This is a genomic window from Tardiphaga sp. 709, from assembly GCF_032401055.1.
Lineage (GTDB): Bacteria > Pseudomonadota > Alphaproteobacteria > Rhizobiales > Xanthobacteraceae > Tardiphaga.
In genome coordinates, this window is record NZ_CP135529.1 from 3,829,294 (window position 1) to 3,844,543 (window position 15,250).

At 61.8% G+C, this 15,250-nt stretch carries 13 protein-coding genes and 1 riboswitch; of the genes, 3 read left to right on the forward strand and 10 right to left on the reverse strand.

The window, feature by feature from the left end:
- Positions 1–135: 135 nt before the first annotated feature.
- The 6 genes from argG to RSO67_RS18765 form a co-directional block, all read right to left on the reverse strand.
- Positions 136–1,473, reverse strand: a complete 1,338-nt coding sequence (gene argG, locus RSO67_RS18740) for an argininosuccinate synthase (RefSeq protein ID WP_315840066.1) — start codon at positions 1,471–1,473, stop codon at positions 136–138.
- Positions 1,474–1,541: 68 nt separating this feature from the next.
- Positions 1,542–2,336 (reverse strand): phosphatase PAP2 family protein, encoded by a 795-nt coding sequence (locus RSO67_RS18745; RefSeq protein ID WP_315840067.1) that lies wholly within the window; start codon positions 2,334–2,336, stop codon positions 1,542–1,544.
- 45 nt (positions 2,337–2,381) lie between these two features.
- Positions 2,382–2,858 (reverse strand): hypothetical protein, encoded by a 477-nt coding sequence (locus RSO67_RS18750; protein WP_315840068.1) that lies wholly within the window; start codon positions 2,856–2,858, stop codon positions 2,382–2,384.
- 2 nt (positions 2,859–2,860) lie between these two features.
- A complete protein-coding gene (gene rlmN / locus RSO67_RS18755) occupies positions 2,861–4,039 on the reverse strand; it encodes a 23S rRNA (adenine(2503)-C(2))-methyltransferase RlmN (RefSeq protein ID WP_315844300.1) in 1,179 nt (392 codons plus the stop codon).
- A 204-nt stretch (positions 4,040–4,243) separates the two neighbouring features.
- Positions 4,244–4,864, reverse strand: a complete 621-nt coding sequence (locus RSO67_RS18760) for an invasion associated locus B family protein (protein WP_315840069.1) — start codon at positions 4,862–4,864, stop codon at positions 4,244–4,246.
- A 202-nt stretch (positions 4,865–5,066) separates the two neighbouring features.
- Positions 5,067–5,906 carry an SDR family oxidoreductase gene (locus tag RSO67_RS18765; RefSeq protein WP_315840070.1) on the reverse strand — a complete coding sequence of 280 codons (840 nt, stop codon included), beginning with the start codon at positions 5,904–5,906 and terminating at the stop codon, positions 5,067–5,069.
- A gap of 119 nt (positions 5,907–6,025) precedes the next feature.
- Here RSO67_RS18765 and RSO67_RS18770 point away from each other — a divergent pair, with 119 nt between their 5' ends.
- A complete protein-coding gene (locus RSO67_RS18770; RefSeq protein ID WP_315840071.1) occupies positions 6,026–7,000 on the forward strand; it encodes an NADPH:quinone oxidoreductase family protein in 975 nt (324 codons plus the stop codon).
- A 22-nt stretch (positions 7,001–7,022) separates the two neighbouring features.
- On the opposite strand, the gene RSO67_RS18775 is transcribed toward RSO67_RS18770, so the two are convergent.
- Together RSO67_RS18775 and RSO67_RS18780 are read right to left on the reverse strand one after the other, a co-directional pair.
- Positions 7,023–7,406 (reverse strand): YkvA family protein, encoded by a 384-nt coding sequence (locus tag RSO67_RS18775; RefSeq protein ID WP_315840072.1) that lies wholly within the window; start codon positions 7,404–7,406, stop codon positions 7,023–7,025.
- Positions 7,407–7,487: 81 nt separating this feature from the next.
- Entirely contained in the window at positions 7,488–7,793 is a 306-nt protein-coding gene (locus RSO67_RS18780; protein WP_315840073.1) for a 4a-hydroxytetrahydrobiopterin dehydratase, read from the reverse strand.
- A gap of 218 nt (positions 7,794–8,011) precedes the next feature.
- Here RSO67_RS18780 and RSO67_RS18785 point away from each other — a divergent pair, with 218 nt between their 5' ends.
- Positions 8,012–9,430 (forward strand): TAXI family TRAP transporter solute-binding subunit, encoded by a 1,419-nt coding sequence (locus RSO67_RS18785; RefSeq protein ID WP_315840074.1) that lies wholly within the window; start codon positions 8,012–8,014, stop codon positions 9,428–9,430.
- On the opposite strand, the gene RSO67_RS18790 is transcribed toward RSO67_RS18785, so the two are convergent.
- Complete coding sequence (locus RSO67_RS18790) at positions 9,427–10,875, reverse strand: PepSY domain-containing protein (protein ID WP_315840075.1); 1,449 nt, start codon at positions 10,873–10,875, stop codon at positions 9,427–9,429. The genes RSO67_RS18785 and RSO67_RS18790 overlap by 4 nt on opposite strands.
- A 2-nt stretch (positions 10,876–10,877) precedes the next feature.
- Positions 10,878–13,145, reverse strand: a complete 2,268-nt coding sequence (locus tag RSO67_RS18795) for a TonB-dependent siderophore receptor (RefSeq protein WP_315840076.1) — start codon at positions 13,143–13,145, stop codon at positions 10,878–10,880.
- Between the two features lie 105 nt (positions 13,146–13,250).
- A riboswitch (cobalamin riboswitch) is annotated at positions 13,251–13,444 on the reverse strand.
- A gap of 143 nt (positions 13,445–13,587) precedes the next feature.
- Here RSO67_RS18795 and RSO67_RS18800 point away from each other — a divergent pair.
- Entirely contained in the window at positions 13,588–15,141 is a 1,554-nt protein-coding gene (locus RSO67_RS18800; protein WP_315840077.1) for an alkaline phosphatase D family protein, read from the forward strand.
- Positions 15,142–15,250: the final 109 nt, after the last annotated feature.

The following is a 15,250-nucleotide window of genomic DNA, read 5'->3' on the forward strand; positions in this document are numbered from 1 at the left end:
GATCTTCGATACGTTGTTCAAGGAAGTGCTCCCGCAAAATGGGTGGCAGGCGTTGTCCTTGCAGTTACGACAACCGGATGTCGCGTTGATGACATCCGGTCGTAGAGTGGATTAGCGAAGCGTAATCCGCCGCGATCAGTTCTTGCCGTTGTCCAGCTTCGGAATGTTCGAGCCTTCGCCGGCGCTTAACAGACCCGCCTTCGAATACAGATCCAGCTTGGCGCGGGTATCGGTGATGTCGAGGTTGCGCATGGTGAGCTGGCCGATCCGGTCCGCCGGCGTGAAGGGCGCATCCTCGACCTTCTCCATACTGAGCCGCTCGGGCGCGTAGGTCAGGTTGGGGCTCTCGGTGTTGAGGATCGAGTAGTCATTGCCGCGGCGCAGTTCGAGCGTTACTTCGCCGGTAATCGCGCGGGCTACCCAGCGCTGCGCGGTCTCGCGCAGCATCAAGGCCTGCGAGTCGAACCAGCGGCCCTGATAGAGCAGCCGGCCGAGCTTCATGCCGCTCATGCGATATTGCTCGATGGTGTCTTCGTTGTGGATGCCGGTTACGAGACGCTCATAGGCGATGTGGAGCAACGCCATGCCCGGCGCTTCATAGATGCCGCGGCTCTTGGCCTCGATGATCCGGTTCTCGATCTGGTCGCTCATGCCGAGACCATGGCGGCCGCCGATGACATTGGCCTCGAGGAACAGCGCGACAGCGTCAGTGAAGGTCTGGCCGTTCAACGCAACGGGCTGGCCATCGACGAACCGCACCACGACCTTCTCGGCCTTGACGGCGCAATCGTCGCGCCAGAACGGCACGCCCATGATCGGGTTGACGATCTTGATGCCGCTATCGAGCTGTTCGAGATCCTTGGCCTCATGGGTCGCGCCGAGCAGATTGCTGTCGGTCGAATACGCCTTCTCGGCTGACATCTTGTAGGCGAAGCCGTGGGCGGTCATGAAGGCCGACATTTCCGCGCGGCCGCCCAGTTCGTCGATGAATTGATCGTCGAGCCAGGGCTTGTATATCTTCAGCTCCGGATTGGTCAGCAGGCCGTAGCGGTAGAACCGCTCGATGTCGTTGCCCTTATAGGTCGAGCCGTCGCCCCAGATATTGACGCCGTCTTCCTTCATGGCCGAGACCAGCATGGTGCCGGTCACGGCGCGCCCGAGCGGCGTGGTGTTGAAATAGGCGATGCCGCCGGTCGAGACGTGGAACGCGCCGGATTGAATCGCGGCGATACCTTCATGGACGAGCTGGGTGCGGCAATCCACGAGGCGGGCCTTCTCCGCGCCAAACTCCATGGCCTTGCGCGGAATCTCGTCGTAGTCGGCTTCGTCAGGCTGGCCGAGATTGGCGGTATAGGCGAAGACCTTGGCGCCCTTCTGTTTCATCCAGAGCAGTGCGGCTGATGTGTCCAGCCCGCCGGAGAAAGCGATGCCGACGTTTTTTCCTTGGGGCAGGCTCTTCAAGATCGTGGTCATCGAACGTCCAATCGGGGCAGTTTCGGGTGCATACGGGCGCTATCAAACGTCCCGTGAAGATCACCCGTTTAACGGCGGTTGACGGGAATCGCGTCCGGCACGGGACCGATGTCGCGACCGCGCAATTTCTGCCGCCAGCGATAGCCCGGCCAGGCGAAGCGCGTCAACGCAGCATCGATCTCCTCGTCGGTCTTCCGGGTCGAGGGCCAGCGGTAAATCCATCCGTGAATCAACCAGATGACCAGGAATGAGACGAGGCCGGCGATGGTCACGTCGGTAAAGAAATGGCCGCCGAAGGCCATCCGCCAGCCCGAGGTGGCGAGGCCGAACACCGTCGCTGCCGCATAGGCGTAGGGCCGCACCGACGGCGGCGCCAGCGCGGCCGGAGCATAGGTCCAGAACGCCGTGGCACCCTCGCCCGAGAAGAACGAGCAGTTGCGGCCGCATTCTCCCCGCGGATCCCACCAGGCCTTGAACTGCCAGGGACCGTTGAATTCCGTCACCGTTACTGGCCGCGGCCGGCCCCAGAAGGTCTTGAAGGTGAAATTGGTGAGGATGCCGGCCGACATCAGCATGGTGAGGATCAGGAAGGCCATGGTGCGGCCCTTCACCAGCAGCGGCCGGTTCGGCCAGATCAGCTTCACGATCAGCGCGAGGATCGAGGGCGCGACAAAGGCCCATGCGATCCACATCGCCGCATCGCGGGCGAGCTGCGCATAGGGCAGCGACGTCGTGGGAAAACGCCTGGTTTCGGGATCGTAGAACAGTGCCGCGAGCTTGAGGTCGAGTTCGGGCCAGACTCCGAAGATAATGGCAATGGCGGCAAACAGCCCAAGCGCGATGAGGAGTCCGGTCCGGTTCATGGCGGGCGGTTTAACCGAGGCAGGAGTTGAAGGAAAGCCAGTGCACTAGGGGCCGGCCGCGACATCGGGCTGCGGTGGTGCGCGCCGCGGCTGCCGCCAGGCGCCGGCATTGCGGCCGGCTATCACCCAGTAGATCAGCCCCGCGATGATGCCCGCGCCGGTCATCACTTCGAGATGCCGCCGCACAATGCCGTCGAACGTCATGGTGGCGGGATCGTAAGGGATCAGGCCGAGATAGCAGGCGAGCCCGACCGCCGCGCCGCCGAGCGCATAGACGATGACGCTGCGAATGTAGAAGGCCTCGGTAATGAGGACGACGAGCATCGCCGGAATCAGCGCGAAGCCGCTGATGAAGATGAAACCGAAGCCGAGCAGGATATTGATGGTGTTGGGATCGATGACGCCGGTATCGAGCGCGCTGAGCTCCGGAAACAGGATCGAGAACACCACGATCGCGCCACCGACGAGACAGGCGGCACAGAAGCCGAGAAAGATGACGAACAGGCGGCCGATCAGCGCCATCGTCAGTCCGTCATCGCCATCGCGCGTAATGCCTGACGCTCACGCGCCGACAGTTTCTCGGTCTCCGACTTTAATTGCCCACAGGCGGCGAGAATGTCGCGGCCGCGCGGCGTGCGCACCGGGGAGGAATAGCCGGCATTGAAGATGTATTCGGAGAATTTCTCAATCTGGTCCCACTCCGAACATTCGTAACGCGTGCCGGGCCATGGATTGAACGGGATCAGGTTGATCTTGGCATGGATGCCCTTGAGCATCTTCACAAGCAGCTTGGCGTCCTCGAGCGAGTCGTTGACGCCCTTCAGCATCACATATTCGAAGGTGATGCGCCGTGCGTTGGAGGCGCCGGGATAATCGCGGCAGGCCTGCATCAGTTCTTCGAGCGGATATTTCTTGTTCAGCGGCACCAGCTCGTTGCGCAGTTCATCGCGCACCGCATGCAGCGAGATCGCCAGCATCACGCCGATCTCGTCGCCGGTGCGCTTGATGTTCGGCACCACGCCGGAGGTCGAGAGCGTGATGCGCCGGCGCGAAATGCCGATGCCTTCATTGTCGGAGACGATCAGCAGCGCGTCGCGCACCGCATCGAAATTGTAGAGCGGCTCGCCCATGCCCATCATCACGATATTGGTGACGCGGCGGTTACCGTCCGGGGTCTCGCGGTCGGCCCAGTCACCCAGGCGATCGCGGGCCACCATGATCTGGCCGACGATCTCGCCGGCCGTCAGGTTGCGCACCAGCCGCTGGGTACCGGTGTGGCAGAACGAGCAGTTCAGGGTGCAGCCGACCTGCGACGAGACGCAGAGCGTGCCGCGGTCGGTTTCGGGGATATAGACGCACTCGACCTCATGGGCCTTCTCGCCGGCGGTACCTGAAGGCAGCCGCAGCAGCCATTTCCGGGTGCCGTCATTGGAGATCTGTTCGACGATCACCTCGGGCCGCGCCACCGTGAAATGCTTTTCGAGTTCAGCCCGCATATCCTTGGAAATGCTGGACATTTCTCCAAAGGTCTGGACGCCCCGGACATACATCCAGTGCCAGATCTGCTGTGTCCGCATCTTGCGCTGGGCTGCGGCCACGCCGATGGAACCGAGCTTCTCGGCGATTTCCGCGCGCGACAGGCCGATCAAGGACGGCTTGGCCAGCGGCACATAGGTCTCCGTGGCGATCTTCTCCAGCGGCATCTCGCCCGCGGGCAATGCGCGGGAAGCGTCGATGGCGGAACCGGCCTCGGCTGAAACGGGGGTCATGGCGTTCGATCTATGATGTCGCGGGAAATCTGACCTTAAACAGGCCGACCTCAAATAAGCTTTTCGCGCCCGAATGAAAAGGCGCGAAATGCGGCAATATTAACGACGACAAGGATTTAGCCGGGATTTTGGCGGCAATTACCGCCGGCAATCCTGCGCGAGACGGTCCAGCGCCTGGGCCAGACCCTTCAGCGAAAACGTGTCGGTGGTCTCGGTGCCCTTGGCGGAGACGCCTTTGACGGTCACGTCCGCTGCCTTGCGCAGGGCTTCCACCATACGCTCTTCCTCGGCGGCATTCTTGATCCAGAGCCCGTCGCCCTGCGTGTACATCGCATAGCGCGCGCCGCCGACTTCCAGCGTGGACTCGGAGCCCGGCTTCAACTGATAGCCGATCATGATCGAGACTTCGTTGGTTACCTTCTCGGCGGGGCGGGTCGAGACGAAGGCGTAAGCAGGATCGCGCGGGCGGTTCGCCGGATTGGTCTTCGACGACGCGGGCTTGGCCAGGGCGAAGCAGACTTTCTTGCCGTTCGGTGTGGCGGTGTAGGCGCCCCACGAGCCGAACTGTCCGACCAGCGTGGGCTCTGCGCCACCCGCTGCAGCAGGCGCCGCGGCTGCGGGCTTTGCCGGTGTGGGCGCTGCCTTCGGTGGTGCGGCGGCCTTGCCCTTCGAAGCAGCGCTCTGCGCCTGCGCAAGATCGGAGATACCGACCATCGCTACACTCATCGACACAACTGTCAGGAATCGCCGCACGGACATCAAGTCTCGATCCTCTATCATTGTGACTGGAAGATGGCTCGCAACAAGACGGCTTCACCAAGACGATCTGGAATCGCTGACGTCACGATGTCTGCCATATCCGCAAATCGCTTTCTTGAAAAGGCAGGCGCGACTCCCGCAAGGATAGCCGTCCTTGCCTTGCTGCGCGCTGACGGCGCAGGAGTCATCCTCAGTTTTCTGCTCAGTTTTTTGCACGCGCCGCACGCTGCGCCGCCCACTGCGCATCGCTCCACTGCAGCAGATCCTCTGCGCCAGATGCGCGCAGGTGTGCGCCGCCGTCCTGCACCACCATCTCGCCATTGATGTAGCCGGCCTGATCGGAAATCAGGAAGCTTGCGAGATTGGCGAGTTCGCTGTGTTCGCCGACGCGGCCGAGCGGGTTTTGTGCCGCAGGGCCGTTGTCGCGTCCCTCGGGCCGCAGCTGCCCGGTTGCGCCAGTGGTGGGGAACGATCCGGGCGCAATGGCAACGGTGCGGATGCCCTTCGGTCCCCACTCCACCGCAAGGGACTTCGTCATTGCAAGGAGTCCGGATTTGGCCATCGCCGATGGTACCGTGAAAGCGCGCCCGGTGATGGTCGATGTCGAGAGGATGCTCAGCACGACGCCCTTGTGGTGTCCTACGATCCAGCGCCGTCCGGCTTCAAGGGTGCAATACATGGCGCCGTGCAGCGTCGGTGCGAGGATCGCATCGGCGGCGCGGGCGGAGAGGTGCTCGCTCTGTGCGATGAAGGTGGCCGCGGCATTGTTGACGAGGACGTCGAGTGGCCCGTCGCGCCAGATCGTCTCCATCATCGCCTCGACCGCAGCTGCGTCACGAATGTCGCATCGGGCAACGCTCACCTTGCCGCCGAAATCTGCACGCAGTTGCGCCGCAGTTTGCTCGAGCAGTTCAAGTCGGCGACCGCACAGAATGAGTTCAGCGCCCAGCTCCGCAAAGCGGCGACTCATGGACGCACCGAGGCCGGAACCGCCGCCGGTGACCAGAATGCGCTTGTTGGCGAGCAGCGTTGTCTCGAACATGGGACGGTTCCTCGGTTGGCCGCGTGGCGGAATTACCTTTTCTCGAATCAGATTGTAGCGCGCCGTCAAATCCGGCATGACTCCCTTCAACTGTCTCAAGCCGAAGGTCAGATGATCAGATGAAAGCCATTCTCTGCTCGCAATTTTGCGAACCCGATGATCTCGTTCTCGCCGATATCGATGATCCCGTTGCCGGTGACGGTCAGGTCGTTATCGCCATCAAGGCGGCGGCGCTGAATTTCTTCGACATCCTGATGATCCAGGGCAAGTACCAGATCAAGCCGCCGTTCCCGTTCTCGCCGGCTGCGGAAGTCGCTGGTGTGATCGAGAGCATCGGCAGTGGCGTGACCGGTCTCAAGGTTGGTGACCGTGTGGTCGCATCCGTGGGCCACAATGGCGCCCGTGAAAAGATCGCGGTGCCTGCGGCATCCGCCGTGAAGATTCCCGACAATCTCGATTTCGACCGCGCCGCGGGTGTGATCATCACTTACGGCACGGCGCTGCATGCGCTGGAAGATCGCGCCAGCCCGAAGCCCGGCGAAACGCTGGCCGTGCTCGGCGCAGCCGGTGGCACGGGCCTCGCGGCCTGCGAACTCGGCAAGCTCCTGGGTCTCAAGGTCATCGCCTGCGCATCTTCGGATGAGAAGCTGGAATTCGCCAAGAAGCACGGCGCGGATATCGGCCTGAATTACGCAACCGAAGATCTGAAGGAAGGCCTGAAGAAGCTGACCGATGGCAAGGGTGTCGACATCATCTTCGATCCGGTGGGCGGCAAATACGCGGAAGCCTCGCTGCGTGCCATCGCCTGGGAGGGCCGCTTCCTGGTAATCGGCTTCGCCGCCGGCGACATTCCGAAGATGCCGCTTAATCTCGCGCTGCTGAAGGGCTGCGACATCCGCGGCGTGTTCTGGGGCGCATGGGTACGGCAGAATCCCGAAAAGAACCGTGCCAATCTGGAAAAGCTGGTGAAGTGGGCGGCCGAAGGGAAGATCTCATCCCATGTCGACAGGACTTTCCCGTTGGCCAAGACAGCCGATGCGTTGAAGGTACTGGCAGGCCGTCAGGCCATGGGTAAAGTGATCCTTCATCCATAAAACTGAATGAGGCGGACGCGGATTACGCGTCCGTTTCACCCTTCGCCAATCCACGCGCGATGGCCGCTCTGGCAGCCGCGCGATGGTCCTCGTTGATGTGGCTCGCCACCATGCGCAAGGCGGTGGCCAGCACCGCGGCATCGTCCGTGAATCCCAGAACGGGCAGCATGTCCGGCACGAAATCGAATGGCAGCACGAAATAGGCGATGGCGCCGAGCAGCGCCGCCTGGACATGGCGCGGCGTCTGCCGATCGAAGGCACAATAATACGCGGCCAGCAGATCTTCGGCGAAAGGTAGCCTGACGGCCAGCTTTTTCAGCTTGCGCCAGAACTGCTTGCGTACGCTTTCGCGGTCTTTGGCCAGTTCATCGGCTGGCTCAAAGCCCACGCTGTGGTCGGTTGCCATCAGCAATGTCCTCGCGGCTGCAGTTTGCAGCGTTCTCTTTAAATGGTGATGTGGCGCGGCGGTCGCAACATTCAGCAACGCTCAGGAGTGGCCGAGTTGCCCGGCGATGGTATTCATGGCCCTGGCCAGATCGATGTCACGCTTGGTGACGCCATCGGCGTCGTGGGTGGACAGAACTACCTCCACCGTCTTGTAAACATTGCGCCATTCCGGGTGGTGGTCGCTCTTCTCGGCGACCATGGCGACCCGCGCCATGAAACCGAAGGCCTCATTGAAATCCTTGAACGTAAAGGTCCGGGCGATGGCATCCCGTCCGGAGACCTCGCTCCAGCCGGAGAGCTCCTTGAGCGCCGCGTTGCGGGCCTCGGCCGAGAGTCGTTCCACCATGCCAACCTCCTGCTTCACTTGAACTTTACTCTAACGCCCGGTGACACAGTTGGGATCCATGCCACAATAAGGCAGCAAATGCCGCGCATGCAGAACGGTAACCAAGCGTGCCGGTAACCATGCTGCCGGTGGAACGGCGCGTCGACCCGAAACTTTGCTACATTGTCGCTCGAACCCATTTGGCGCAGATGAATTTGAAGCGATTGTTTTCCAGATCCATGGCAGACGGTCCCGATGTTATCGGGCCGGTGGGGCCGCCGTCGCCGCGGTCGATCCGGCGCAAGATGACGCTGATCACGCTGGCCGGGACGCTGGCGATCGTCGCGGCCGTGGCCGGCGCTTACTACTTCGCCATGAAGCCGGTGCCGCTGCGCATCGCCGTCGGTCCACCGAACAGCGATGACGTCAAGGTCGTGCAGGCGCTGGTGCAATCGTTCTCGCGTGATCACTATACAGTCCGGCTGCGGCCGATCCTCACCGAAGGTGCCACAGCCAGCGCCAAGGCGCTTGCGGATGGCAAGGCCGATCTCGCGATCATCCGCGGCGATCTGGAAGTACCAAAAAATGCGCGCGCGGTCGCTACGCTGCGCAAGAACGTCGCTGTGATATGGGTGCCGCCGGCGGCCAAGGGCAAGAAGTCGGGACCCAAGATCACCAAATTCTCGCAGCTCGCCGGACGCCGTGTCGGTGTGATCGGCAAGACGCAGGCCAACGTCAACCTGCTGAACATCATCCTGCGGCAATACGGCGTCGATCCCGCCAAGGTCACCATCGTGCAGTTCTCGACCACCGAAGTGGCCGAGGCCGTGAAGGACCAGAAGGTCGATGCGTTCATCGCGGCAGGTCCCGTGAACAGCAAGATCACTAATGACGCCATCCAGGCTTCGAGCCGCGATGGCACGCCGACTTTCCTCGCGATCGATTCGGCCGAAGCCATCGCGCAGAATTTCCCGATGTATGAATCATCGGAAATTCCTGCCGGCGCATTCGGCGGCGCGCCGGCGCGGCCCGACGATGACGTCAAGACCATCAGTTTTTCGCATCACATCGTGGCACGGCAGAGCCTGTCGGATGTGACCATCGCCGCCTTCACGCGGCAGCTGTTTGCGATCCGTCAGCAGATCATCAACGACTTCCCGCTGGCGGCGAAGATCGAGACGCCCGATACCGACAAGGATGCGGTTATTCCTGTGCATCCCGGCGCGGCCGCCTATGTGGATGGTGAAGAAAAGACCTTCCTCGATCGCTACAGCGATTACATCTGGTGGAGCCTGATGGGGCTCTCGGCGATGGGCTCGATCGGCGCCTGGTTCGCGAGCTATCTCAAGAAGGACGAGCGCAACGTGAATGTGTCGGAGCGCGATCGTCTGCTCGACATGATTGCCGCCGCACGCAAGAGCGAGTCTCTCGAAGAGCTCGATACGATGCAGGTGGAGGCCGACGATATTCTGCGTCATACGCTGAATTGCTACGAGCACGGCGCCATCGAGGAAGGCACGCTGACAGCCTTCAACATTGCGCTTGAGCAATTCCACAACGCCGTTGCCGACCGCAAGGCGCTGATTGGCATGATCCCGCCCGAGCCGATGAATCCGCCGGAGCAATTGCGACAGCCGCCGCGGCCGCTCGCAGTCTAGCGTTTGAGATAACGCCAGCCGATCACGACGCCGCTCACCGAGACGATGGTGCCGAGAATCGACAGCAGCCACACCACGATGTCCCGGGCCGGGCGATACATCAGCAGCAACTGAAAATCGAAACTGTGCAGCGCGTTGAACAGCCAGCGATAGGTGCGCCGGCTTGAGTCGATACGGCCGAGGATGTCGCCGGTGACGGGGCTAATGTGAAACCAGGTTTGCGCGTCGTCATCGAATTTGGCGCGCAACACCGGCAATTCGCGGTCATTGTGGTGTGCGTACCAATAAGCGTCGTATTCTCTGATGCTTAGCCGGGTTTCTAGGCGTGAGCCCGGCAGCAGTGTTGTTGCGGCTTTCCAGAGACGATCTTGCGGCAGCCTCGCGATTTCGCCGCTTGCCGGATCGATCACCGTCTTCGTGCCGTCGCGCTTCGCGACAATCATAAGAGGCGCCCCGTCGAGCCACACGAAGCGCGCTTCGACCGCGGCTTTGTCCGCTGGTGCGCGAAGGGCTGCCGCTATGGTTGGCGCATCGTGGCCGGCGTAGCGCTGCAATACCTCGCGTGGCGTATTGCGGTCGGCAAAAACCCGGCCGGGATCGAGCGACAGCCAGCCCGAGAACATCCAGGTCAGCACGAACAGGCCGGCAATCAGGCCCGTGACGTGATGCCATGCCATCCAGCCGCGATAGGGCGTGATGTTGCCGCTCGCATAGCGTCGCTTGAGGCGCACGCGCAGAATGCCGATCCATATTCCGGTAACGCCGACGATCAAACAGATGCCGGAGATCCACAGCACGACGAGCCGCCACAGCGGTCCGTCCTTGCGCAACACGGTCGGATAGATCCAATGCGGGATCGAGCCGAGCCAGTTCCAGATGCGCTCGGTGCGGTTGGTATCGAGTGCGATCTCGCCGGAGCGCGAGGAGACGTAGAGTTTGGTGCCGGCATCGTCGCCGAGTGTGATCAGATACAATGGTCGCAGTGGATCGTAGCGTGCGGTGACACTCCATTGATCGCGATCGACGGTCTCTTCGAGCTGAGGCAACTTGCTGGCGGGATGATGCCGCGCGACTGCAAGTGCCTGCAGTTCGTTGATCTCGGTGATGGTACGGCCATCGACGGCGGAGATGGTTTGCCGTTTGCCGTCCCAGCCAGTCAACCGATACACCGGCTCGTCGGCAACCATGTTCAATCGCAATTCGCGCGGATAGCGCGTGGCACCGGCAGCCTTCATCGCCTCGTCGGGAGAGAGCGCCACTTTCTCCCAGACGATATCGGGCAATGCCGCCAGCCGCTCTTTATCGGAGAGGCCGGGAAACGCGACATACATCATCACCACGCCGGAGATGAACCACATCGCGAAGAAGAGGCAGGTGACGATGCCGATCCAGCGGTGGCCGATATACAGCCACCGCCGGAGTGTTCGTGTCAGCTTGCGCGACAAGCTCAGAACTTCACGTTGACGGCGAGCTGGGCGGTGCGCGGCATACCGAGGATCCACTGATTGTCGCTGTAGCTCGACGTCGCATAGATCTTGTCGAACAGGTTGTAGACGCGCAGTGACACCGTGGTGTTGACGTCCGGCTTCCACTGCAGGCCCGCATTGACCAGTGTGTAGCTCGGCATTTCCAGCGTATTGGCACTGTCGGCGAATGTCTTGCCGACGATCTGCACACCGGCATTAGCCGACCAGTTCGGCGCAAAACCCCATGTTGCCCAGATGTTGGAGACGTTCTGTGGCACGCTGACGGGAACATTGCCCGCAAAGTTCACGCCACTGGGCTGCAGGAAGTCGTCATACTTCGCGCGCAGGAAAGCGGTATTGGCATCGATGCGCCAGCCGTGATCGAGCACGAGGCCGATCGACGCCTCGACACCGCGCGACGACTGCCGGCCGACTTGCACCACCAAGTCGAGATTGTTCGGGTCGCGCGCCAGCAGATTGTTTTTCTCGATCTGATAGGCGGCCAGCGTCCACTCGCCGCGGCCGCCCCAGAACGATTGCTTGACGCCGATCTCGGCCTGCTTGCCGGTCGCCAGCTCAAACTTCGCATTGGCGTTGCTCGCCGAGATCAGTCCGCCGACCGTATCCGCCGCCGTGGAATACTGGCCGTAGAACGCGAGATTCTGGATGGGGGTATAGACCGCACCGACACGCCAGGATGTCGCCGAATAGTCCCGTGTGTAGCTGTTGGCGGGATTGCGGTAGTCGGTTCGTTCGACGGTCGGTTGGTCCTGGCGGACGCCCGCGATCAGCGACAATTGTTCGGTGACGGCCAGTCGGTTTTCCGCGAAGAACGCGTACTGATTGGCGACGCTCTTGAAGCCGGGAATCGTCGGATCGGGGCTACTGAACAGGCCGGGATCGAAATTATATGGATTGACCGACGACGTACCGCCATAGGGCGAATTGTTAGTGTGCTTGAAGTCGATGCGGTTGACGTCGAAGCCTGCCACGAAGGTGTTGACCATGCCGAACAGATGGCCCTGGAAGGTGGCGTCCATGCGGTCGCCGATCTGCTGCTGCTGGTGGAAGATTTCGAAATAGTCGCTGCGATCGATCAGGCCGGTGCCGGAGTTGAAGCCGTAGATCTCGACCTCCTTCCAGTGGCGCTTCGCATACATGTAATAGAGCGTGTTGCGCAGGGTGATGCCGTCACTGACCTGCCACTCGGTCTTTACCTGGCTCCAGCTGTCCTGATAGCGAATGTTGCTGTCGCTGACATTGTAGTTCTTGAAGCGGATCGCCTCATTGAGCTGGCCATTGATCAGCGGCGTGCCGAAATATTTTGACGGATGGCGGTCGCCATAGTCGGTGGAGAGCGTCCAGGTGATGTCCTCGGTCTGCTTGATCTGCACCGCGGCGTGCAGCGCGATGTTCGAGGTGTTGTCGCGATCGACCCAGCCATCGGACGCGTTGCCGGTGACGGCGATGCGATAGGCAACGTCCTTGCTGACCGGACCGCCGCTATCGAGGGCGATGCGGCGCGTCATGTTGCTGTCGAGCGAGATTTCAGCCTGGTTGCGTGGCACCCAGAGCGGCAATTTCGAAATCACGTTGATGGCGCCGCCGATAGCGCCTTCGCCATACATGACGGAGGCCGGGCCGCGCAGTACTTCGATCTTCTCGGCGGTCCAGGTGTCGAAGGGGAAGTTCACCGTGCCGGAGCCGACATAGAGGCGCGTGCCGTCATAAAGCGAAGTGACGGAGCCACTTCCGGCGAAGCCGCGGGTGCTGAAAGCGATGCCGCCATTGCCGGGTTCGCCGATGGCCGTAAAGCCGGTAGCATTCTGCGTGACGGCATCGACCACGTTCTGCTGGCCGCGTTCGGCCATAGTCTCGGCGGAGATCACTTCGACGCTGGCCGGCGTCTGCAGGCGCGTGAGGCCGAGGCGGCTGCCCGTGGATGTCGTGCCGGTGAGGTTGAGCGTCGGCGCTGCGAAGACAGGGCCTGTCGGCGTGGCAACCGGCGCGCCGGTATTGGCGGCGACATTGCGCTGCTGCCGCGAGCGCGCAGCGCGCGATGCAGTGCCGTTCGTGGCGCGGCGTGCCCGCTGAGGCGTCGCTGACGGCTGAACTACAACAGGATCGAGCGTCTGGCTGGGCTGTGCAGCTTGTGCCCAGCTTTCACTCGGACACAACAAGCAGGAGAGAGCAATAGAATAAAGAAAGGGCGTATGTCGCTTCAATGCGACTGGAGAAACGGAGGTCATGAACAGGACTCGCGGTTACGTGGCACGTCACCGCAAACCAAGTCGCCCCGCCGCTTTCAAACAGGCAGTGTGACTTCCACCAGGACACCCCGCCCAATGTGCTCGCGTGTGACCACGACTGGCGGCAGGTCTCCTGGCTCGCGGGTCAGTGCCTGTCGCCGCCTTCCCAGGTGAATACCCAGTGGCTCTTGGCGCAGGCTCGCCGCTTACAGTTGCGGGGGCAGCCGCGGAATCGGGGGATCCCCCTCACCGCATTCCCTTTTGATCCCCGAAGGGGAACCGTCGCATTCACGTTAAGGTGAAATTTCCAAATGTGTCAATCAAGCTGCCAGTCATTCGCAGCTTGCTTTGGCGGGTGTTGATATTGCGCATCACCTGTCATCGCAGCGTCAAGCGATCTGCCTAGAGCCACTGGTGCCAGAGCCAGGATCAGGAGTTCGCCATGGCACTACGTTTATCCCGTCGCCGCTTCCTCGCGCACTCAGCCGTAACAGGCGCAAGCTTCCTGGCGATGCCTTACCTCAGCCGCGCGCAGGATCGTCCGGTCGTGTCGCATGGCGTGCAGTCCGGCGATGTCGGGACGAGCAGCGGCATGATCTGGTCGCGCGCCGATCGCCCGGCGCAGATGATGGTGGAAGTCGCCACGACCGAATCCTTCAGCAATGTGCGCATGTTGCCGGTTATCACGGCGCTGCCCGAGAGCGATTTCACGGCGAAGCTGTTGCTCGATAATCTGCCCGCGGGACAGGACATCTTCTACCGCGTCAAATTCCGCGATCTGTCGCATCCCGAAATCGTCAGCGAACCTGTGATCGGCCGCTTTCGCACCGCGCCGGCCGATCGCCGCGATGTATCCTTTGTCTGGGGCGGCGATGTCGCCGGGCAGGGCTGGGGCATCAATGCCGAGGATGGCGGCATGGTCACCTTCGCCACCATGCGCAAGCACAACCCGGATTTCCTGATCCATTCCGGCGATACGATTTATGCTGACGGTCCGATCCTGCCCGAAGTGAAATTGCCGGATGGCACGATCTGGAAAAACACCATAACCGTGCCGGAGAAGGCGAAGGTCGCCGAAACGCTCGATGAATTCCGCGCCGCGCACAAATACAATCTGCTCGACGACAATGTCCGCGCATTCAATGCGCAAGTGCCGATCTTCGGCCAGTGGGACGATCACGAGGTCACCAACAACTGGTCGCTCTCGAAGCAGTTGCCGGCGTCCTACAAGGAGCGCGACATCACGCTGCTGGCTGCGCGCGGCGCGCGTGCCTTTCACGAGATGTATCCGATCTCGATCAATCCGGCCGAACCCGGCCGCGTCTATCGCACGCTCAATTACGGCCCGCATCTCGATGTCTTTATGCTGGACGAGCGCAGCTATCGCGGGCCCAACGGCCCGAACCTGCAGGCGAGCTATGGTCCCGACGCATATTTCATCGGCCCGGAGCAGATGGCCTGGCTGAAGCGCGCCTTGATCGCATCGAAGGCGACCTGGAAGGTCATCGCCGCCGACATGCCGATCGGCCTCGTCGTCTATGACAACGCTGCCGACAAAACCGGCTCTGAGGCCATCGCGCAGGGCGACGGACCGGTGCGGGGCCGCGAGCTGGAAATTGCCGATATCCTGCGCTTCATCAAATCGGCCGGTATCCGCAACACGGTCTGGCTGACCGCCGACGTGCATTACACGGCGGCGCATTATTACAATCCCGACAAGGCGCAGTTTCAGGATTTCGAGCCGTTCTGGGAGTTCGTTTCGGGCCCGTTTCACGCCGGAACTTTTGGGCCGGCGGCGCTCGACGATACCTTCGGTCCTGAGGTCCGTTTCGTGAAGGCGCCGGGGCCCGATAAGCAGAATTTGCCCCCGTCGGCAGGCATGCAGTTCTTCGGCCACGTCAAAATCGACGGCCAAAGCGGCCAAATGACCGTTACCTTGCGAGATCGGGCCGATATGGCCCTTTGGGCCACGGTTCTGGACCCGAAATTGGGCTAACCATTTGGCAGATTCGCATTGTTTTTCGGCGATTTTCCCCTATATTGCGCCGCAACGCGTCCGAGTACCCGGCCCCTTCTGGCCGGGTTTGCTTTTGGAGGGATTGCCC